Raw genomic sequence first — 20,332 nt, 5'->3', positions numbered from 1 at the left:
ATGGCCTGGTGGGAGGAGGACAGGTCGCCCCTCGCCGACCAGCTCGCGGACTCGAGCCGGCCGGTGCGGCCGGTGTCGCCGTACGAGGGTGACCACTCGGGCGCGTGGGCGGCCCTGCCGTGGTGGCTGCTGCTCGGAGCCGCCGTCACCGCGGCCGGGATCGCCGTGCTCCGGTTCTCCGGGACGTTCGCGGTGGCCTGCCTCGGGACGACCGTGCTCGCGCTGGGACTCTTCTACCTCAGCCAGTACGGGACCCTCGCCTTCTACGTGCTCCAGGTCGGCCGTCTGCGCGACCGGCGTGCCGCGGCGGCGCTCGCGCACGAGCCCCCGCCGCCCCTGACCGACCACGACGTGCGGCAGTTCCACGTACCGTTCCGCCGCTCGTCCACGGGCTCCGCGTTCCTGGGGCTGCTCGACCCCGGCGAGGGGCCGGCGCCGACGGCCCTGCGCGTCGCGCGGGTGGTCGGTGGCGCGTGCACCGGGGTCTTCGTCGCGGGCGCCGTCCTGACGGTCGTCGCCGGGACGCTGGCGCGCGCCTGACAGCGCCACCCACCGACCCGGCGCCCCCGAGGGCCGGCCGCTCGGCGGGCGGACAGCCGGTGCCGAGAATTCACCCGGTGTCCTCCGGGCGGTGGCCGGCCGGTCATCGACCGTTCCTAGCGTCGGGGCCGACTCCCCGGTGACGGGGAAGCCCCCCGACCTGTGGAGACGACCGATGACGATCACGCCTGCCCCCGAGCATCGCCCCCTGCTCTCCGTCGCGCCGCACGCGCGCGGCAAGCGCAGCCCCGTCACCTGCCGGCTGAAGTGCGCGGACGCGTGCTCGCACCCGGTCCCCAACGAGAGCGCCAACGAGACGTTCCGCGACGTCGTCGCGGGAGCGATGTCGCGGCGCGCGCTGCTGGGCGGGCTCGCGGTCGGCGCGGCGGCCGTCGTGCTCGGCGCGCAGACCGTCGGCGCCCCGGCCGCTGCCGCCCAGGCGTTGCCCGCCCACGGTGGCGGCCACGGCGGAGGCCGCCCGCAGAAGGGCCTGGCCTTCGGCGCGATCTCGCCCCAGCCGGCGGCGCGCGACGCGTTCGTCGTCCCCGACGGCTACCGGTGGCGGCCCGTGATCCGCTGGGGCGACCCGATCCTGCGCGGCGCCCGGCCGTTCGACGTCGCGCGCCAGACGCCTGAGGCCCAGGCCCAGCAGTTCGGCTACAACAACGACTACCTCGACATCCTGCCGTTCGAGCGCCAGCACGCCCTCGCGGGCGCTCAGGGCAAGGGCAAGGGCCCCGGCCGGGGCACGCGCGGCCTGCTGGTCGCGAACCACGAGTACACCAACCCGGCGATCATGTTCGACGCCTCGTACGACGCCCCGACGCGTCGCGCCATCGAGCGCGCCGCGCACGGCATGTCCGTCGTCGAGGTGGGCCGCCGCCGCACGGGCACCCCGTGGGACTACGTCGCGGACAGCCGGTACAACCGCCGGGTGCACCTCTCGACCGAGTTCCGCCTGACGGGCCCGGTCGCGGGCACGGACCTCGTCAAGACCGTCGCGGACCCGTCGGGGACGCGTGTGCTCGGCACGCTCAACAACTGCGCGGGCGGCACGACCCCGTGGGGGACCGTGCTCTCGGGCGAGGAGAACTTCAACGGCTACTTCCGCACGTCGGGCACGGGCCACGACGCGCGCTACGGCCTGCGCGACGCCGCGACGGGGTACGGCTGGGAGCTCGACGACCCGCGCTTCGACGCCCGCAACCCCGGGTACGAGAACGAGCCCCACCGCTTCGGCTGGATCGTCGAGATCGACCCGTACGCGCCGGACGAGCCGCCGGTGAAGCACACCGCGCTCGGCCGCTTCAAGCACGAGGGCGCCAACGTGATCCTCTCGCGGCGCGGCAACGCGGTCGCGTACATGGGCGACGACGAGCGCTTCGACTACGTGTACAAGTTCGTCTCCTCGCGCACGATGCGCCCGGGCAACAGCGAGGGCGCCCGGCGCCACAACAAGACGCTGCTCACCGAGGGCTCGCTGTACGTCGCGCGCTTCACGGGCGACTCCCCGGTGGCCGAGATCGACGGCTCGGGCGCGGTCCCGTCGGACGGCGCGTTCGACGGCCGGGGCGAGTGGGTCCCGCTCGTCCTGGACGGGCGGAGCCAGGTCGCCGGCATGAGCCTCGAGGAGGTGCTCGTCTACACGCGCGTCGCTGCCGACCAGGTCGGGGCCACGAAGATGGACCGCCCGGAGGACGTCGAGCCCAACCCGGTCACGGGCCGCGTCTACGTCGCGTGCACCAACAACACCTCGCGCGGGCCCGCGGCGGTCGAGGCCGCGACCGAGCCGAACCCCCGCAACACCAACCGCGACGGGCACGTCGTGGAGATCGTCGAGGACGGCGACGACGCCGCCGCCCTGACGTTCCGGTGGAACCTGCTGCTCGTCGCGGGCGACCCGGCCACGAACGCCTCGACCTACTTCTCGGGCTACCCGAAGGAGAAGGTCTCCCCGATCTCCTGCCCGGACAACCTCGCGTTCGACGCCGAGGGCAACCTCTGGATCTCGACCGACGGGCAGCCGAGCACGATCCAGAAGTGCGACGGGCTGTTCAAGGTCACGCTCGACGGCCGCGAGCGCGGCCGCGTCGAGCAGTTCCTCTCCGTGCCGCGGGGCGCCGAGACGTGCGGGCCCCTCGTGGACTCCACGGACCGCATGGTCTACGTCGCGGTCCAGCACCCGGGCGAGGACGGCACGTTCGACGCCCAGGCGTCGTACTTCCCCGACTACCTGACGCCGGGCACCCCGGTCCCGACGGGCGCCTTCGCCGGCCCGCGGCCGTCCGTCGTCCAGGTGTGGCGCGACTGACGCGACTCCCGCACGACCGAGGGGCCCGGCGTCGCGACGGCGCGGGGCCCCTCCGTCGTCCGCTCGGAGGCCCGCTCAGAGACCCAGGTGCTCCAGCCACGCGACGGCGGCGACACCCTGGGCGCGCTGGAACGCGCGCAGGCGGGGGATCGTCGGGACGGCGGGCTTGCGCGCGGAGTGCAGGAAGTATCCCGCGATCCCGGCGACGACCGACCGCAGGTCGGCGGGGTGCACGTCACTCCCGAGGGGGTGCGCGGCGAAGGTCGACGCCGCCCACGCGCCGCCGCGCGCGCGTCGGGTCGTGTCGGCGCTCACCGTGACCGGCTCGCAGACGTCCACGACGCCCTGCATGACGACGCTGGGCAGGAACATCGCGAGGTCGAGCCAGGCGGCGCCGCGCGACGCGTGCGGCCAGTCGACGAGGTAGACCTTCTCCGGGGTGAGGAGGACGTTGTCGGCGCGCAGGTCGCCGTGCACGAACGACTCGCCCTCGCACGCCACGAGCGCCCCGCGCTCGGCCTCCGCGAGCGCGTCGAGGTGCGCGGCGGCCCACGGCGAGACCGCGGCCAGGCGCGGGTCGGGGTCCTCGCGCAGCGCTCGCCACCCGGTCGCCATGTCGGCGAAGTCGGGCCCGGTCGGCGGCAGGCGCATGGCACGGGCCCCCGGGACGGACGCGACGCGGACGAGGGTGGTCAGGACCCGGTCGAGCTCGTCGGGGTCCCAGGGCGTGGCGGGCACGTGCCCGTCCACGACCTCGAAGGCGAGCGCGATCCAGTCGCCGTCCCCGTGACCCCACGCGAAGCGCGGGGCCGGGACGTCGCGGGGCAGCCGGGTCGCGACCTTCGCCTCGGCGCGGTGGAGGTTGGCCGCCACGGGCTCGTCCGCGGTCCGCGCCGCCTTGACGAAGAGGCGGGCACCGTCGTCGAACGTGAGGACGGAGGCGAGTCCGGGGCTGAACCCGGACGAGATCGAGCGCTCCTGCACGACCCGCCCGCCGGCGACGGCCTCGAGCTCGTCGCGCAGCGCGAGCGGCAGGTCTCCCCAGAGCAGGCGACCGCCGCCCGAGGCGACCGGGACGTCTCCGGCGGCCTCGACGGCGGGCCGTGCGGCGTCGTCGGGCATCGAGATGCCACTTCCCCTGTCGGTGGCTGGACGGTCTCGTCCTCGGCACGTTTCCGTCCCGCGGCGACGTGTGGCGCGCGACGGCGGTCCTGCGACCAGGACGAGCGCCCGGCGACGGCCGGGCGCAGACCTCTGACAACCTAGCGCTTCTTGCCGGGATGTCCAGCGCCGCCCACCCCTCGGAACGAGGGTGCCGCGATGGTTCGTAGACTGGGTGACCGTGACCCACGCCTCCGGCCCCGTCCCTGCGACGGCGGCCTACCTCGACCACGCCGCCACGACGCCGCTGTCCGCGGCGGCGCGCGAGGCCTTCGTCGACGAGCTGTCGCGCACCGGCAACCCGTCCTCGCTGCACGCCGCGGGGCGTGCCGCCCGTCGCACGGTCGAGGAGGCGCGCGAGTCGATCGCCGCGGCGCTCGGCGCGCGCCCGAGCGAGGTCGTGTTCACCGCGGGGGGCACCGAGGCGGACAACCTCGCGATCAAGGGCCTGTTCTGGGGCCGGCGCACGACCGACCCGCGCCGCCGGCGGATCGTCGTCTCGGCGGTCGAGCACCACGCGGTGCTCGACCCCGCGTTCTGGATGGCCGAGCACGCCGGCGCCGAGATCGTGCTCCTGCCCGTCGACGGCGACGGCCGCGTGGACCTCGCGGCGCTGCGGGCCGAGGTCGCGGAGCACGCCGACGAGATCGCGCTGATCTCCGTCATGTGGGCGAACAACGAGGTCGGGACGCTCCAGCCCGTCCAGGAGGTCGTGCAGCTCGCGCGCCCGCACGGCATCCCCGTGCACTCCGACGCGGTCCAGGCGGTCGGCCAGGTCCCGGTCGACTTCGCGGCGAGCGGCCTCGACGCGATGACCGTGTCCGGCCACAAGCTCGGCGGCCCCGTCGGCGTCGGCGCGCTCGTCGCCCGGCGCGACGCGCCCCTCACCCCCGTCCTGCACGGCGGGGGCCAGGAGCGCGGCGTGCGCTCCGGCACGCTCGACGCGCCCGCGATCCGCGCGTTCGGCGTCGCGGTCGCCGAGGCCGTCGCGCACCGCGAGGAGCGCGCGGCCCACCTGAGGGCGCTGCGCGACGAGCTCGTCGCGGGCGTCCGCGAGCGCGTCCCCGACGCGCTCCTCAGCGGGCCCGAGCCCGGGTCCGGGGGCCCCGCCGCCGTCCGCCTGCCCGGCAACGCGCACTTCACGTTCCGCGGCGCCGAGGGCGACTCGCTCCTCTACCTGCTCGACTCCGCCGGCGTGCAGGCCTCGACCGGCTCCGCGTGCCAGGCCGGCGTGCCGCAGCCGTCCCACGTGCTGCTCGCGATGGGCATGCCCGAGCAGGACGCGCGCGGCGCGCTCCGGTTCACGCTCGGCGCCACGTCCACGCCCGACGACGTCGCGCGCCTCCTCGACGCCCTGCCCCCCGCCGTCGAGCGTGCGCGGGCCGCGGGGCTCGCGTCCGGACCGACGCGCGCCGCGGTCCCGACCCGCACCGCGGTCCCGACCCGCGCGGGAGGTGCCGCGTGAGGGTCCTGGCCGCCATGTCGGGCGGTGTCGACTCGGCCGTCGCCGCGGCGCTCGCCGTCGAGGCGGGGCACGAGGTCGTGGGCGTCCACATGGCGCTGTCGCGCAACCGCGACCAGTTCCGGACCGGCTCGCGCGGGTGCTGCTCGATCGAGGACGCGGGGGACGCGCGGCGCGCGGCCGACGTGCTGGGCATCCCGTACTACGTGTGGGACCTCTCGGAGCGGTTCGAGGACACGGTCGTCGCCGACTTCCTCGCGGAGTACGAGGCGGGTCGCACGCCCAACCCGTGCGTGCGCTGCAACGAGCACATCAAGTTCGAGGCGCTGCTCGACAAGGCGACCGCGCTCGGCTTCGACGCCGTCGCGACGGGCCACTACGCGCGCGTCGTGACGCGCGAGGCGGCCGACGCGTCCGCGCCGGGCGGGGTGCGCCCCGTGCAGGAGCTGCACCGCTCCCCGAACTCGGCGAAGGACCAGTCCTACGTGCTCGCGGTCATGGGCCCCGAGCGCCTGGCACGCGCGATGTTCCCGCTCGGGGACTTCGCGTCGAAGGACGAGGTGCGCGCCGAGGCCGCGCGCCGTGGGCTGTCGGTGTCCGCGAAGCCCGACTCGTACGACATCTGCTTCGTCGCCGACGGCGACACCCAGGGCTTCCTCCGCGACCGGCTGGGCGCGCGCCCGGGCGAGATCGTCGACGCCGAGGGGACGGTGCTCGGCGAGCACGACGGCGCCTACGCCTACACCGTCGGCCAGCGCAAGGGCCTGGGCATCGACCGCCCCGCACCGGACGGCCGTCCGCGGTACGTGCTCGACGTGCAGCCCGCGAGCAACCGCGTGGTCGTCGGGCCGACCGAGCTGCTGAGCGTCGACCGCGTCGAGGCCGGCGCGGCGGTCTGGTTCGACGACGCGCGCCCGGCGGCGGGGGAGCAGGCCGACGTCGAGGTGCAGGTCCGCGCGCACGGTGCCCCGGTCGCGGCCCGGGTCCGGGCCGTCGGCGACGCGATGGAGGTCGAGCTCACGGGCACGCCGCTCCGGGGCGTCGCGGCCGGGCAGTCGCTCGTCGTCTACGCCGGCGCGCGCGTGCTCGGCCAGGCCACCGTGGACCGCGCCTACCGCTCGGCGGCACGGTCGGCAGGTCGGTCAGCCGGTCAGCCGACGCCGACGGGCGCGGGGTGAGCGAGCGCGCGCACGAGCGCGGACTCGTCGCGCACGCACCAGTGCTCGACCTCCTGGCCCTCGGCGAAGCGCAGCACGTGCATCTCGCGCACCTGGAAGCGACGGCCCGTCGGGGCGACGCCGCGGAAGAACCCGGTGTGCCGCGCGCTGAGCTCGACGTGCAGCGCGACGAGGTCGCCCTCGGCGACCGCGTGCAGGATCTCGACGCGCTGGTCCTCGAACGCCTCGTCGTACCAGTGCATCATCGCGAGGAGCGCGTCGGCGCCGCCCTCGCAGCCGGGCGACGTGTCGTGGTTGCGAAACCCGGGTGCGAGCAGCGTCGCGAGCGCGTCGCCGTGGTTGCCGGGGATCGCGCGCGTGTGCACGGCGACCGCCGTGGCCTTGTTCTCGTGCGTGCCCATGTCGTGGCCCTTCCGCACACCCTCGTGCTAGGCGGCCGCGCGGCCCCCGGACCCCGGCGGGGTCGCGGCACGGCTCGGTTTCCTAGTGTGCTCCTGAAGAGAGGTGGACGGCACGTGGTTCGTGACGAGAGGTCGGGCGGCGCCCGGGCCGAGGGCTCGTGCGGGGGCGCGGCGTGACCGCGGTGAGCGGGCTCGGCCCGTGGCCCGGCGGCGAGGGCGCGGACGTGCTGGAGGCGCAGCTCACCGTGCTCGGCGACCTCGCCGAGGTCCCGACGGGCGTGCGCGGGGTGCCGTTCCTCGTCCAGCTCGCGGGGCGCGGCCCCGGCGCGGACGCGACCGGGCGGACGGCCGCGCTGCTGCCCGGCCTCCCGGTCGAGCTGGGGCCGCACGGCTGGAAGCTCGCGGACCACGGGGGTGCGGACCTGCGCCGGGCCGACGCGTACCTGCGCGAGGACCTCGAGGCGCTCGCCATCGCGGGCGCCGGGTACTCCGGTCCGCTCGCCGTGACCGTCACCGGGCCGTGGACGCTCGCCGCCGACCTCTACCTCGCGCGCGGCGACCGCGTGCTGTCCGACCGGGGAGCGGTGCGCGAGGTGGTGCAGGCGCTCGCCGTGGCCGTGGGTGACCACGTCGCGCAGGTGCGCCGGCAGGTCCCCGGGGCGGACGTCGTCGTGCAGGTCGACGAGCCGCTGCTCGCCCAGGTCGGGGCGGGCGTGCTCCCGTCGTTCTCGGGCTACTCGCGCCTGCGGGCGGTACCGGGCCCGGACCTCGTGGAGGGGCTGCGGCCCGTGCTCGACGCCGCGCGCGCCGCGTCGGCGTCGACCGTCGTCCACGTGGGGCCCGCCCGGGTGGGGGTGGCGCCCGTCGTGCTCGCGGGCGCGGACGCCGTCGGCCTCGCGGTCGGCGCGTGGGACGAGCGGCTGTGGGAGACCGTCGCCCGTGCGGTCGAGCGGGGCGTCGGCCTCTGGGCCGCGCTCCCGCCCGCGAAGGTGTCGCAGTGTGCCGGCCCCGCGCTGGGCGAGCTCGCCGACGCGGTCAGCGTGCCGTGGCGCCGCATCGGGCTCCCGCTCGCCGCGCTCGACGACGTGACGCTCCTGGGCGCCTCGCGCGCGGCCGGGGGAGGGCCGGGCCGCGGCGTCGTGGGCACCCCCGACGAGCACCGCGCGCTGCTCGCGAACCTCGGCCGCGTCGCCGACGTCCTGGCCGAGCGCGCCCACGCCTGAGCGCTACCTGGGCGTCGGCTCGGCGGCTTCCCGCGCACCGCTCGTCGTGCGTACGCTTGACCTCGCGCGGCGGTCACGACGGCGACGTGCGGACGGCCGCGCCCCGGCTCTCCGGACGGCACGGACGTGGCCCGGCGCCGATCCCGTCCCCTCACCGCGAAGGACCCCCATGCCCTTGCTGCGAGCCGTGCTGTTCGACCTCGACGGCGTCCTCACGCCGACCGCCGAGATCCACATGCGCGCCTGGGAACGCCTGTTCGCGCCCTACTGCGCGGCGCACGGGCTCGCCCCCTACACCGCCGCAGACTACTTCGCGTCGATCGACGGCAAGCCTCGGTACGACGGCGTCGCGACCTTCCTCGCGTCGCGCGGCGTCGAGCTGCCCCGCGGGGACGCGTCCGACGCCCCCGGCGACGGCACGGTGACGGCGCTCGGCAACCGCAAGGACGAGATCGTCAACCGCATGTTCGCCGAAGAGGGCATCGCGCCCTACCCGGGCTCGGTGCGCTTCCTCGACGCCGTGACCGACGCGGGGGCCGCGGTCGCGGTCGTGTCGTCGTCGCGCAACACGCCCGCGGTCCTCGCCGCGGCGGGGCTCGCGGACCGGTTCGAGGTCGTCGTCGACGGGAACGTCGCCGCGCGCGAGCACATCGCCGGCAAGCCGGCCCCCGACACCTACCTGCGGGCGGCCGAGCTCCTCGGCGTCCCGGCCGCGGCAGCGATCGTCGTGGAGGACGCGCTCTCGGGCGTCCAGGCGGGCGCCGCAGGCGGGTTCGGGCTCGTGCTCGGCGTCGACCGCGGCGTGGGCGCCGACGCGCTGCGCGCGCACGGGGCCGACGTCGTCGTCGCCGACCTGGGCGACCTGGACGCGACGGTCCTCGACCGCCCGCGCGCCGCCGCGGCGTCGACCACGACCGCACGACCTGACGAGGAGAGCGCGTGATCCGCAAGACCGCTGACGAGCAGAGCACCGTGGACCGCCTGCGCTTCCCGGCCGAGCCGTGGCGGCTCGTCGAGTCGCAGTTCTCCGCCGAGGACCTCGGCGTGACCGAGACGCTCTTCGCCGTCGCGAACGGCTACCTCGGCATGCGCGGCAACGTCGAGGAGGGGCGCGAGTCCCACTCGCACGGCACGTTCGTCAACGGGTTCCACGAGACCTGGTCGATCCGGCACGCCGAGGAGGCGTACGGGTTCGCCCGCGTCGGGCAGACGATCGTCAACGTCCCCGACGCGAAGGTCATCCGGCTGTACGTCGACGACGAGCCGCTCCTGCTCCCCGTCGCGGACCTCGTCGACTACGAGCGGTCGCTCGACCTGCGCGACGGCGTCCTGCGCCGCGAGCTGCTGTGGCGCACGCCGTCCGGCAAGCGCGTGCAGATCCGCTCCGAGCGCATGGTGTCGTTCGTCGAGCGGCACCTGGCGATCATGACGTTCGAGGTCACGCTGCTCGACGCCGCGGCGCCCGTCGCGATCTCGTCGCAGATCCTCAACCGCCAGGACGGGCAGGACGAGTACCACGTGCGCTCTGCGTCGCTCGGCGAGGGGTTCGACCCGCGCAAGTCCGACCAGTTCGCCGGGCGCGTGCTGCAGCCGCAGTCACAGTGGGGCGACGACGAGCGCCTCGTCCTCTCCTACCGCGCCACCAACTCGGGCATGACGCTCGCCGTCGCGGCGGACGACCTGCTCGAGACCGAGAACGAGTGGGACGTGCGCACGCAGGTCGACGAGGACCTCGCCAAGCACGTGTTCCGCATCCACGCGGAGCCGGGTCGGCCCATCCGGCTCACCAAGCTCGTCGCGTACCACACGTCGCGCGGCGTGCCGTCGCGCGAGCTCGTCGACCGTTGCCGCCGCACGCTCGACCGGGCGCAGGAGACCGGTGTCGACGCCCAGATCGCGCTCCAGCGCGCGTGGCTCGACGACTTCTGGGCGCGCTCCGACGTCGAGATCCCCGGCCAGCCCGGCGTCCAGCAGGCCGTGCGGTGGAACCTGTTCCAGCTCGCCCAGGCCACGGCGCGCGCCGAGGGCAACGGCGTCCCCGCCAAGGGCCTCACGGGCTCCGGGTACAGCGGGCACTACTTCTGGGACACCGAGATCTACGTCCTGCCGTTCCTCACCTACACGAGCCCCCGGTACGCGCGCAACGCGCTGCGATTCCGCTACCAGATGCTCGACGCCGCCCGCCGCCGTGCAGGCGAGCTGTCGCAGAAGGGCGCGCTCTTCCCCTGGCGCACCATCAACGGCGAGGAGGCGTCCGCCTACTACGCCGCGGGCACCGCGCAGTACCACATCGACGCCGACGTCAGCTACGCGCTCGTGCAGTACGTGCGCGCCACGGGCGACGTCGACTTCCTGCGCCGCGAGGGCGTCGACGTCCTCGTCGAGACCGCGCGCATGTGGGAGGACCTCGGGTTCTGGCGCGCCAACGGCGACGACAACTTCCACATCCACGGCGTCACCGGCCCCGACGAGTACACGACCGTCGTCAACGACAACCTCTTCACCAACGTCATGGCGCGGTTCAACCTGCGTGCGGCGGCGATCGTCGTCGAGCGCATGAAGGCCGAGCACCCCGAGGACTACGCGCTCCTCGTGGACCGGCTCGGGCTCGGCGCCTACGAGGCCGCCGAGTGGGTCCGCGCGGCCGACCACATGTCGATCCCGTACGCCGAGAGCATCGGCATCCACCCGCAGGACTCGCACTTCCTCGAGCGCGAGATCTGGGACCTCGCGCACACCCCCGCCGACAAGCGGCCCCTCCTGCTGCACTACCACCCGCTCGTCATCTACCGCTACCAGGTGCTCAAGCAGGCCGACGTCGTGCTCGCACTGTTCCTCCAGGGCCAGCACTTCACGGCGGAGGAGAAGCTCGCCGACTTCGAGTACTACGACCCGTTGACCACGGGCGACTCGACGCTGTCCGGCGTCGTGCAGTCGATCGTCGCGGCCGAGGTCGGGTACCACGAGCTCGCGCTCGAGTACTTCGTGTCGTCGCTGTTCGTCGACCTCGCGAACCTCCACGCCAACGCGGCCGACGGCGTGCACGTCGCCTCCGCGGGCGGCACGTGGTCCGCGCTCGCGTGCGGGTTCGGCGGCATGCGCGACTCCGAGGGCGACCTGACCTTCGACCCGCGGTTGCCGCAGGAGTGGGAGTCCCTGACGTTCCGCGTCCAGTGGCACGGCTCGCGCCTGCGCGTCACCGTGCTCCCCGACGCGATCGAGCTCGACGCCGAGACCGGCGACGGCGCGCAGGTCACCGTGCGCGGCGAGCGGGTGAAGGTCGTGCCGGGTGAGGTCACGCGCGTCGCGCTCGACGGTCAGGGCCCCGTGAAGCCCGGCCGCCCGAGCCTGCGCGCGCTCTCCGGCAACCGCCGCGACGACGGCACCCTCATCACGGCGACGGTCCCGCACTCCTGACCTCACGCCGAGGTAGAACCGTGGTTGCGTGAGGTAGAACCGTGGTTCTTGTGCTCGACGGCGCGTGGTCGGGTCGGGTGGTCGGGGTGGGTGGTGGTGCCGCGTCTACCATCCGCCGCTCGTTCCTCGCGGCTCCCGCCAGGCCCGCCACGACGCGGCACCACCACCCACCCCGCCCGGCGTCGTCTCACCCCGGTCGGCGCTGAGCCGGGCGACCGCCCGCCTGTCGGGTTCGCCTTCACCTTCCCACTGCCGCATGCGGTCTCCGCCGCGGACCCGGCCCCGCGGCCCGAGACCCAACCACGCGTCGTGGACCCGGCCACGCCGGCACGGGACCTGGCCCCACGCCGGGGACGCGCTCGCGGGAACTGCCAGGAACCTCCTCGCGTCGTCCCCGGTCGCGATGCGCCGACGGCGGTAGGTTGCCGACGAGAGTGGGTCGGTCGAGCGCGGGGGAAGAGATGAATGGTCGTCGGTACGGGCGCGCGTGGGCCGTCGCAGTCGCGGTCGTCTGCGTGGGGGCGGTGCTGTCGGCGTGCGACGGCGGCGGGGACCTGGAGGTCGCCAACGACAGCGGGGGTGACGTGATCGTCCGTACGGGGGACGAGGAGGCCGAGGTGACCGCCGACGGCGGCGTCGTGCTTCTCGACTACGGCTGTACGCCGGGTGCCGTGACGGTCGTGCGGGCGTCGGGCGCCGAGGAGGTCGTGGACGGGCCGGTGTGCCCGGACGAGAAGATCGTGGTCCGCGACGACGAGGTGGTGCTGGTCCCCGTCGTCGCGGACGACGACTCCTGAGCGGACGTCAGCCGAGGCGCTCCGCGAGGAAGCGGTAGTGCACGGCGGCCATGTGCGCCGCCTGGGCGTTGTTCGCGGCGCCGCCGTGGCCGCCCTCGATGTTCTCGTAGTAGGTGACGTCCTTGCCCTCGCCGAGCATCTTCGCGGCGAGCTTGCGCGCGTGGCCGGGGTGGACGCGGTCGTCCTTGGTCGACGTCGTGAACAGCACGGGCGGGTACTCGCGCTCGGCGTCGAACAGGTGGTACGGCGAGAAGGTGCGGATGAACTCCCACTGCTCGGGGTCGTCCGGGTCGCCGTACTCCGCGGCCCACGACGCCCCGGCGAGGAGCTTCGTGTAGCGGCGCATGTCGAGCAGCGGGACGCCCACGATCACGGCGCCGAAGAGCTCGGGGTACTGCGTGAGCATGTTGCCGGCGAGCAGGCCGCCGTTGGAGCGGCCCTCCATGCCGAGGTGCTCGTGCGTCGTGATCCCGCGGGCCACGAGGTCGCGCGCGACGGCGGCGAAGTCCTCGTAGGCGCGGTGCCGGTTCGCCTTGAGCGCGGCCTGGTGCCAGGCCGGGCCGTACTCGCCACCGCCGCGGATGTTCGCGACGACGTACACGCCGCCGCGCGAGAGCCACGCCCGTCCCAGCGCGCCCGAGTAGGCGGGGGTCAGCGAGATCTCGAAGCCGCCGTACCCGTACAGCAGCGTCGGCGCGGTGCCCGTGCCGCCGTCGCTCGCACCGGCGACGAGGTCCGCGCGGCCGACGACGAAGTACGGCACGCGCGTGCCGTCGTCGGACGTGGCGAAGTGCTGGGCGACCGTCATGCCTGCGGCGTCGAAGAACGCCGGGTTGGACTTGACGACCTCGGGCGCGCTCGCGTCGCCCGGGTGCTCGCCGAGCGTCAGGAGCGAGAGCGTCGTCGGGGTGAGGTAGTCGGTCGTGACGAGCCAGAGGTCGTCGGTGTCGACGGGGTCGACCGCGCCGACGGCGACGGTGCCGAGCGCGGGCAGGCCCGGCAGCTCCGAGCGCACCCACGGCGCGTCGTCGGCCTCCGGCGGCGTCAGCACGTGCAGGCGGTTCTTCACGTCGTCGAGCACGTTGACCACGAGGTGGTGGCGTGTCCACGTCGCGCCGGCGAGCGACGTCGTCGCCGTGGGCTCGAACAGCACGGTGAAGCCGCGGTCGCCCGCGAGGAAGTCGTCGAACCGGGCGACGAGCAGCGAGCCCGCGCGGTACGTCGCGCCGCCGACGGTCCAGTCGTCGCGCAGCTCGACGAGCATCCACTCGCGCCGCACGCCGACCTCGGCGGAGTCGGGCACGTCGATCTTCGTCAGGCGCTGCTCGGGCGTGCCGGTGCGCTCGGCGAGGTAGAGCTCGTCGGCGTAGAACGCCTTGGAGCGGTGCACGAAGTCGCGCTCGAACCCGGGCGTGTGCGACCGCCAGGCGGAAATGTACATGTCCTCGTCGGTGCCCTCGTAGACGGTCGCCGCGTCCTCGAGCGGGGTGCCGCGCGTCCAGCGCTTGACCACGCGCGGGTACCCGGACGGCGTGAGCGTGCCCGCGCCGAAGTCGGTGAAGACGTAGACGGTGTCGGCGTCGACCCAGCCGAGCGAGCCCTTGGCCTCGGCGCGGAGGAACCCGCCGTCGCCGGGGGCGACGAACCGCTTCTCGACGAGGTCGAACTCGCGCGTGACGTCGGCGTCGGAGCCTCCGGGGGAGAGCTCGACGAGCGCGTGGCGCCAGGGGTCCCCCGCGGCGAGCTGCTCCGGCGTCGGGCGCAGCACGCTCGCGCCGTGCCAGACCCAGGACTCGCCCTCCGAGGCGGCGAGCGCGTCGAGGTCGAGCACGGTCTCCCACTCGGGGTCGTCCGTGCGGTAGGACTCGAGCGTCGTGCGGCGCCAGAGGCCGCGCTCGTGCTGCGCGTCGCGCCAGAAGTTGTAGTAGCGGTCCCCGATCTTGGAGACCTCGGGGATCTTGGCGTCGGAGTCGAGCACCTCGCGGATCGCGCGCTCGGTGGTCGTGAACTCCTCGGCGACCTCGAGCGTGTCGGCGACCTCGGCGTTGCGTGCGCGGACCCAGGTCAGGGCCTCGTCCCCCTCGACGTCCTCGAGCCAGAGGTACGGGTCGTGGGGCGCGCCGTCGTCGGGGAGCGTGGTCTCGGTGGGGCTCTCGGGCGAGAGCGAGGGGCTCGTCGTCTGCTCGGCGGTCATGGTCCCCCACCCTACGGCGGTGGGACCGGTGGTGCGGAGGTCACGAGTCGGCCGGGACCTTGGGCCCCGGAGGGGCTCCCGGCCTTGTGGGAGCGCGAGGCTTGTGAAAACATTCACAAGTAGAGAGACCGCTGAAGGAGCCGGGGCAATCCGGCCCTGGCAGCACCCACGGCCCGACGCCCGGCCTCGGCCGGGCACCGGAGGGGACGCATGAGCGCGAAGAGCGCCAGCACGAAGGTCGAGAACCGCACCGAGGACACCCGCACGACGCACGAGATCGACGGCCTCGTCGAGCGGGCCCGCAAGGCGCTCGACCAGTACATGAGCCTCACCCAGGAGGACGTCGACCGGATCGTCCTCAAGGCGTCGGTCGCGGGCCTGCACCAGCACGGCCACCTCGCGCAGATGGCCGTCGCGGAGACCGGGCGCGGCGTGTTCGAGGACAAGGCGACCAAGAACATCTTCGCGTGCGAGCACGTGCCCAACTCGATGGCGAACCTCAAGACGGTCGGCGTCATCGGCCGCGACGAGCTCACGGGCGTCGTCGAGATCGCCGAGCCCGTCGGCGTGGTGTGCGCCGTGACGCCGGTGACCAACCCGACGTCGACCACCATCTTCAAGTCCCTCATCGCGCTCAAGACGCGCAACCCCGTCGTCTTCGCCTTCCACCCGAGCGCCCAGCGCTCGTCGGTCGAGGCGGCCCGCATCGTGCGCGACGCCGCGGTGGCGGCGGGCGCGCCCGACGACTGCATCCAGTGGGTCGAGCACCCGTCGATCGAGGCGACCAACACGCTCATGCACCACCCGGGCGTCGCGCTCATCCTCGCCACGGGCGGCAACGGCATGGTGCGCGCGGCCTACTCGGCCGGGAAGCCGGCGCTCGGCGTCGGGGCGGGCAACGTCCCCGCGTACGTCGAGAAGAGCGCCGACCTCGGCCGCGCGATCAACGACGTCGTCATGTCGAAGGCGTTCGACAACGGCATGGTCTGCGCGTCGGAGCAGGCGCTCATCCTCGACGACGTGATCTACGACGACGCGATGCGCGAGCTGGCCCGGCTGCACGCCTACCGCACGACGCCCGCCGAGAAGGCGATGCTCGAGCGCCTCATCTTCGGCGTCGAGGCGAGCGGCACGAACTGCGCCGGCGCCAAGCTCAACCCGAAGGTCGTCGGCAAGTCGCCCGTGTGGATCGCGCGCGAGGCCGGCTTCGAGGTTCCCGACGACACCTCGATCATCCTCGCGGAGATCGACGACGTCGGCCCGCAGGAGCCGTTGAGCCGCGAGAAGCTCACGCCGGTCCTCGCGGTGCTGCGCGCGCGCGACACCGAGCACGGCGTCCGCCTCGCGGAGCGCATGGTCGAGCTCGACGGCCTGGGCCACTCGGCGGCCATCCACACGGCGGACGCGGACCTCGTGGAGCGCTACGGCTCGCGGGTCAAGGCCGTGCGCGTGCTGTGGAACAGCCCGACGTCGCTCGGCGGCATCGGCGACATCTACAACGCGCTGCTCCCGTCGCTCACGCTCGGTTGCGGCAGCTACGGCGCGAACTCGGTGTCGAACAACGTGTCGGCGGTCAACCTCATCAACGTCAAGCGGATCGGGCGGCGCAACAACAACATGCAGTGGTTCAAGGTGCCCGCCAAGACGTACTTCGAGCCCAACTCGATCCAGTACCTCGCGCAGATGCGCGACGTGCACCGTGTCACGATCGTCACCGACAAGGTCATGAGCCGCATCGGCGTCGTGGACCGCGTGCTCGACGTCCTCGCCCGCCGCGAGGAGAAGGTCGCGATCCAGATCATCGACGCGGTCGAGCCGGAGCCGAGCGTCGGCACCGTGAACCGCGGCGCCGAGTCGATGCGCGACTTCGAGCCCGACACGATCATCGCGATCGGCGGCGGCTCGCCCATGGACGCGGCCAAGGTGATGTGGCTGCGCTACGAGCACCCGGAGATCGAGTTCTCCGACATGCGCGAGAAGTTCTTCGACGTGCGCAAGCGCGCGTACAAGTTCCCGGAGCTCGGGGGCAAGGCCAAGCTCGTGTGCATCCCGACGTCGTCGGGCACCGGCGCGGAGGTGACGCCGTTCGCGGTCATCACCGACCCGGAGACGGGCTTCAAGTACCCGCTCGCGGACTACGCGCTCACCCCGACCGTCGCGATCGTCGACCCGGTACTCACGGACACGATGCCCGCCAAGCTCGCGGCCGACTCGGGCTTCGACGCCCTCACGCACGCCACCGAGGCGTTCGTCTCCGTCTACGCGAACGACTTCACCGACGGGCTGTGCCTGCAGGCGATCAAGATGGTCTTCGAGCACATCGAGGACTCGGTCACCCAGGGCGCGGCGGCCCCGAAGGCGCGCGAGAAGATGCACAACGCGGCGACCATCGCGGGCATGGCGTTCGGCTCGGCGATGCTCGGCATCGTGCACGCCATGGCGCACACCGTGGGCTCGACCTTCCACCTCGTGCACGGGCGCACTAACGCGGTGCTCCTGCCGCACGTGATCCGCTACAACGGCCAGGTGCCCACCAAGCTCACGAGCTGGCCCAAGTACGAGCGCTACGTGGCCCCGGAGCGGTTCCAGGAGATCGCGAAGCACCTCGGCCTTCCGGCCTCCACCCCGGAGGAGGGCGTCGAGTCGTACGCGAAGGCGGTCGAGGAGCTGCGCGCCAAGGTCGGCATCGAGTCGACGTTCGCGGCGCAGGGCGTCGACGAGACGGCGTTCCTGAGCCGTCTCGACGACCTCGCGCTCCGGTCGTTCGAGGACCAGTGCGCCCCCGCGAACCCGCGGATGCCGGTCCTGGAGGACATGCGCGACATCCTCGTCGCGGCCTACCGCGGCAGCAGCCGCGAGGTCGTGCGCGCGGAGCGTCTCGCGGCCCACGAGGCCGCGAGCGCCGAGGACGGGCAGACGGCGACCCCGCCTGCCGAGACCGTGGCGGCCGGCTGACCCTTCCCGGCCCCACGAAACCCGGAGCCCGACGGCGCGAGTCCCCTTCCGCCGTCGGGCTCCGTGCGTTCCCGAGACGTCAGCCGTGCGCCCCGGGCCGCACGAGCCCGGCCTCGTAGGCGAGGATGACGAGCTGCACGCGGTTGGTCAGCCCGACCTTCGTGAGCAGCGAGCGCACGTGGCTCTTCACGGTCGCCTCGGTGAGGTGCAGCTCGGCGCCGATCTCGCGGTTCGACAGCCCGCGCGCGACGGCGAGCAGCACCTCGCGCTCGCGCGGGGTGGCGGCGTCCAGCCCGGTCCGGGGGTCGCCGCTCCCGTCGGCGCCGTTCCCGTCGGCGTGGTGCCCGAGCGGCGCGTGCCGCGCGAGCTCGACGTAGGTCGAGATGATGCGTCCGGTGACGGCCGGGTCGAGCAGCGAGTCGCCCGCGCGGACGCGGTGCACCGCGTCGACGAGGGTCTGCGGGTCGGCGTCCTTGAGCAGGAACCCGGCCGCCCCGGCACGCAGCGCGCCGTACACGTACTCGTCGTCGTCGAAGGTCGTGAGGACGAGCGTGCGCACCGCGGCGAGGTCGGGGTCCGCGACGATGCGTGCGGTCGCCTCGATGCCGTCGAGGCGCGGCATGCGCACGTCCATGAGCACGACGTCGGGGCGCAGCGCGCGCGCCATCGTCACCGCGGTCTCTCCGTCCCCGGCCTCGCCCACGACGGTCACGTCCGGCTCGTTCTCGAGGATCATGCGCAGGCCGAGGCGGATCGTGGACTGGTCGTCGACGACGACGACGCGGACCGGGGGGAGCGCGGCGCCGCTCCCGTCCGCGCCCGGCACGGTGCCGGTCACGCGGTCTCCCGCGGGATGCGCGCCTCGACGGTCCAGCCGCCGCGCCCGTCCGGCCCGGCGGACAGCTCGCCCCCGGCGGCGAGCGCGCGCTCGCGCATGGAGGTCAGGCCGTGGCCCTGGCGCCCCCCGGCGCTCGGGAGGGGCGGGCCCGGGTCGTGGACGCGCAGGCGCAGGTCGGCGGCGTCGTCGGTCACGGTCACGGTGACGTCGGGGGCGAGCGAGTGGAGCAGCACGTTGGTCAGGGCCTCCTGGGTGATGCGGACGACGGCCAGCCCGGACTCGGCGTCCGTCGCCGGCCAGGGGCGGGGGAGCGAGAGGTCGACGGCGCGGCCCGCGTCGCGCAGGCGGCGTGCGGCCGCGCGCAGCTCGTCGGGGGCACGAGTGCCGTCCGGTGTCGGGGCGAGGGCTGCGGTCCCGCCGTCGGCCTCGCTCCCGCGGCGCAGCACCTGCACGACCGACCGCATCGCGGTCAGCGCCTGCTTGCCCTCGTCGCTGATCCAGCGCACCGCCTCGGCGGGAGCCTCGGGGCGGTTCGCCGCGACGCGGTCCGCGGCCTGGGCCCGCACGACGATGGCGGACATGTGGTGCGCGACGACGTCGTGCAGCTCGCGCGCGATGCGCGTGCGCTCGGCGAGCACCGCGCGCTCGGCGAGCTCCGCCTGGAGGGCCTGGAGCTCGGCGTTGCGCTCGCGCAGCCGCTCGGAGGTCACCGCGAGGCGGCGGAAGAAGTAGCCGGCCGCGACCGCGCCCAGGACGAGCGCGAGGGCGAGGAGCACGTCCGACGGCGACCGGCCGAGCCCGATCCACCGCGGGGAGAACGGGGTCGGGGGGAACGTCAGGTGCGGTCGGGACCAGAGCTGCATCGCGAACGCCGAGAGGCCGCCGGCGAGGCCGGCGAGCGCCCACGGGACGGCGCCCGAGCGGGTCGCGGCGAACCCCGCGACCAGGAGCGGGAGGAGCTCGAACGGCGTCTGCATGGTCCACGGCAGGGCGAGGGGGTAGAGCATCGCCGTCGCCCAGAAGAGCGGGCCCGGCAGGACCCGGCGCAGGGCGAGGGTCAGGACGATCCACAGCCCCGCCACGCGGTACGACTCGGGGGTGCGGGGGTACCAGTAGTCGCCGCTCTCCATCACGGTGATGACCGCGAACCACACGAAGCCCGCGGCGAGCGCGGTCGCGAGGTCCTGCGCCCACACGGGCAGACGGGTGAGCTGGGGCACCCGTCCACGGTAGCGGGACGTCCCGTGCCGGGGGACCGTCCCCGGGCGGGCAGGCCGGGGCGCCTGCCTCCGCCCCAGGGCGGAGGCCACCCGGTGCGACCTGCCCGCCCTCGGGCGGGGCGCGTCCCCGCCGCCGGGCCGATGCGGCGGCGCGCGAGACCACGGGACGCTCGCCGCCATGCGGAGAATCCCCGAACCGGCCCGCGCACGGGTGGTCACCTACGGCGTCGTCGGCCTGCTCCTGGCGACCGCGGCCACGGGCACCGAGGCGTGGCCGCTCACGTCGTTCCGGCTGTTCAGCACGGTACGGACGAGCACGGCCACCGGGCTCGAGCTCGTCGCCGTGCGTCCCGACGGGGCACGGTCCCTCGTGCGCTTCGATGCGGGCAACCCCGTCCTCGCGACGACGGCCGACCTCCTCGACGACGTCGCCGACCAGGAGCCGGAGCGGCAGCGCGCCATGGTGCGCGCCTGGCTCGACGCCGCGCACCTGACGCCCGGAGACGTCGACGTCGTCCGCGTCGAGCGCGTCGCGCGGACGGTGGGCGCCGATCTGTCGCGGACCGAGGTGTCGCGCGAGGTCGTGGTGGAGGTACGGCCGTGAGGTCCCGTCAGATCGACCCGCCCGTCGCGAG

The 20,332-nt window shown here is 74.3% G+C and carries 15 protein-coding genes; 10 read left to right on the top strand and 5 right to left on the bottom strand.

The features are described 5' to 3' along the window. Positions 1 to 540: a hypothetical protein gene (locus JOE63_RS16065; protein ID WP_087469477.1), complete on the top strand. Its 540-nt coding sequence runs from the start codon at positions 1 to 3 to the stop codon at positions 538 to 540. Between the two features lie 175 nt (positions 541 to 715). After that, on the top strand, positions 716 to 2,851 hold the full coding sequence (locus tag JOE63_RS16060; protein ID WP_087469476.1) for a PhoX family protein: 2,136 nt from the start codon (positions 716 to 718) through the stop codon (positions 2,849 to 2,851). Between the two features lie 75 nt (positions 2,852 to 2,926). Here the strand turns inward: JOE63_RS16060 and JOE63_RS16055 are convergent, their stop codons facing one another. Next, positions 2,927 to 3,973, bottom strand: coding sequence for an aminoglycoside phosphotransferase family protein (locus JOE63_RS16055; protein WP_204542577.1), 1,047 nt, complete (start codon positions 3,971 to 3,973; stop codon positions 2,927 to 2,929). Between the two features lie 220 nt (positions 3,974 to 4,193). Here JOE63_RS16055 and JOE63_RS16050 point away from each other — a divergent pair, with 220 nt between their 5' ends. Then, a complete protein-coding gene (locus JOE63_RS16050; protein WP_204542576.1) occupies positions 4,194 to 5,477 on the top strand; it encodes a cysteine desulfurase family protein in 1,284 nt (427 codons plus the stop codon). Continuing rightward, complete coding sequence (mnmA, locus tag JOE63_RS16045) at positions 5,474 to 6,652, top strand: tRNA 2-thiouridine(34) synthase MnmA (protein WP_204542575.1); 1,179 nt, start codon at positions 5,474 to 5,476, stop codon at positions 6,650 to 6,652. The genes JOE63_RS16050 and mnmA overlap by 4 nt, the downstream gene beginning before the upstream one ends. On the opposite strand, the gene JOE63_RS16040 is transcribed toward mnmA, so the two are convergent. Beyond that, on the bottom strand, positions 6,625 to 7,053 hold the full coding sequence (locus tag JOE63_RS16040) for an ester cyclase (protein ID WP_157759433.1): 429 nt from the start codon (positions 7,051 to 7,053) through the stop codon (positions 6,625 to 6,627). The genes mnmA and JOE63_RS16040 overlap by 28 nt on opposite strands. A gap of 173 nt (positions 7,054 to 7,226) precedes the next feature. Between JOE63_RS16040 and JOE63_RS16035 the strand changes: the two genes are divergently transcribed. The 4 genes from JOE63_RS16035 to JOE63_RS16020 all read left to right on the top strand — a co-directional run bounded on the left by JOE63_RS16035 (position 7,227) and on the right by JOE63_RS16020 (position 12,490). Beyond that, complete coding sequence (locus JOE63_RS16035; protein WP_204542574.1) at positions 7,227 to 8,276, top strand: hypothetical protein; 1,050 nt, start codon at positions 7,227 to 7,229, stop codon at positions 8,274 to 8,276. Positions 8,277 to 8,445: 169 nt separating this feature from the next. Next, positions 8,446 to 9,219, top strand: coding sequence for an HAD family hydrolase (locus tag JOE63_RS16030; protein WP_204542573.1), 774 nt, complete (start codon positions 8,446 to 8,448; stop codon positions 9,217 to 9,219). After that, positions 9,216 to 11,693 carry a glycoside hydrolase family 65 protein gene (locus JOE63_RS16025; RefSeq protein WP_087469472.1) on the top strand — a complete coding sequence of 826 codons (2,478 nt, stop codon included), beginning with the start codon at positions 9,216 to 9,218 and terminating at the stop codon, positions 11,691 to 11,693. Before JOE63_RS16030 ends, JOE63_RS16025 begins: the two co-directional genes overlap by 4 nt. Before the next feature lie 461 nt (positions 11,694 to 12,154). After that, positions 12,155 to 12,490 (top strand): hypothetical protein, encoded by a 336-nt coding sequence (locus JOE63_RS16020; RefSeq protein ID WP_204542572.1) that lies wholly within the window; start codon positions 12,155 to 12,157, stop codon positions 12,488 to 12,490. Between the two features lie 7 nt (positions 12,491 to 12,497). Here JOE63_RS16020 and JOE63_RS16015 read toward each other — a convergent pair whose 3' ends face one another. Beyond that, positions 12,498 to 14,684, bottom strand: a complete 2,187-nt coding sequence (locus tag JOE63_RS16015; protein WP_204542571.1) for a prolyl oligopeptidase family serine peptidase — start codon at positions 14,682 to 14,684, stop codon at positions 12,498 to 12,500. Positions 14,685 to 14,894: 210 nt separating this feature from the next. Here JOE63_RS16015 and adhE point away from each other — a divergent pair, with 210 nt between their 5' ends. After that, positions 14,895 to 17,639 (top strand): bifunctional acetaldehyde-CoA/alcohol dehydrogenase, encoded by a 2,745-nt coding sequence (adhE, locus tag JOE63_RS16010; protein WP_204542570.1) that lies wholly within the window; start codon positions 14,895 to 14,897, stop codon positions 17,637 to 17,639. Between the two features lie 79 nt (positions 17,640 to 17,718). Here the strand turns inward: adhE and JOE63_RS16005 are convergent, their stop codons facing one another. After that, positions 17,719 to 18,375 (bottom strand): response regulator, encoded by a 657-nt coding sequence (locus JOE63_RS16005; protein WP_087472450.1) that lies wholly within the window; start codon positions 18,373 to 18,375, stop codon positions 17,719 to 17,721. A gap of 98 nt (positions 18,376 to 18,473) precedes the next feature. Then, positions 18,474 to 19,697, bottom strand: coding sequence for a sensor histidine kinase (locus tag JOE63_RS21115; RefSeq protein WP_204542569.1), 1,224 nt, complete (start codon positions 19,695 to 19,697; stop codon positions 18,474 to 18,476). 178 nt (positions 19,698 to 19,875) lie between these two features. Between JOE63_RS21115 and JOE63_RS15995 the strand changes: the two genes are divergently transcribed. Continuing rightward, positions 19,876 to 20,301 carry a hypothetical protein gene (locus tag JOE63_RS15995; RefSeq protein ID WP_204542568.1) on the top strand — a complete coding sequence of 142 codons (426 nt, stop codon included), beginning with the start codon at positions 19,876 to 19,878 and terminating at the stop codon, positions 20,299 to 20,301. Positions 20,302 to 20,332 lie beyond the last annotated feature (31 nt).

The organism is Cellulosimicrobium cellulans (assembly GCF_016907755.1).
GTDB classification, from domain to species: Bacteria; Actinomycetota; Actinomycetes; order Actinomycetales; family Cellulomonadaceae; genus Cellulosimicrobium; species Cellulosimicrobium cellulans_D.
This window is presented reverse-complemented; position numbering and strand designations above follow the sequence as displayed.

Coding starts and splice junctions, on each gene's coding strand:
- JOE63_RS16065 (WP_087469477.1), top strand. CDS start 1: ATGGCCTGGTGGGAGGAGGACAGGTCGCCCCTCGCCGACCAGCTCGCG.
- JOE63_RS16060 (WP_087469476.1), top strand. CDS start 716: ATGACGATCACGCCTGCCCCCGAGCATCGCCCCCTGCTCTCCGTCGCG.
- JOE63_RS16055 (WP_204542577.1), bottom strand. CDS start 3,973: ATGCCCGACGACGCCGCACGGCCCGCCGTCGAGGCCGCCGGAGACGTC.
- JOE63_RS16040 (WP_157759433.1), bottom strand. CDS start 7,053: ATGGGCACGCACGAGAACAAGGCCACGGCGGTCGCCGTGCACACGCGC.
- JOE63_RS16030 (WP_204542573.1), top strand. CDS start 8,446: ATGCCCTTGCTGCGAGCCGTGCTGTTCGACCTCGACGGCGTCCTCACG.
- JOE63_RS16020 (WP_204542572.1), top strand. CDS start 12,155: ATGAATGGTCGTCGGTACGGGCGCGCGTGGGCCGTCGCAGTCGCGGTC.
- JOE63_RS16015 (WP_204542571.1), bottom strand. CDS start 14,684: ATGACCGCCGAGCAGACGACGAGCCCCTCGCTCTCGCCCGAGAGCCCC.
- adhE (WP_204542570.1), top strand. CDS start 14,895: ATGAGCGCGAAGAGCGCCAGCACGAAGGTCGAGAACCGCACCGAGGAC.
- JOE63_RS16005 (WP_087472450.1), bottom strand. CDS start 18,375: ATGATCCTCGAGAACGAGCCGGACGTGACCGTCGTGGGCGAGGCCGGG.
- JOE63_RS15995 (WP_204542568.1), top strand. CDS start 19,876: ATGCGGAGAATCCCCGAACCGGCCCGCGCACGGGTGGTCACCTACGGC.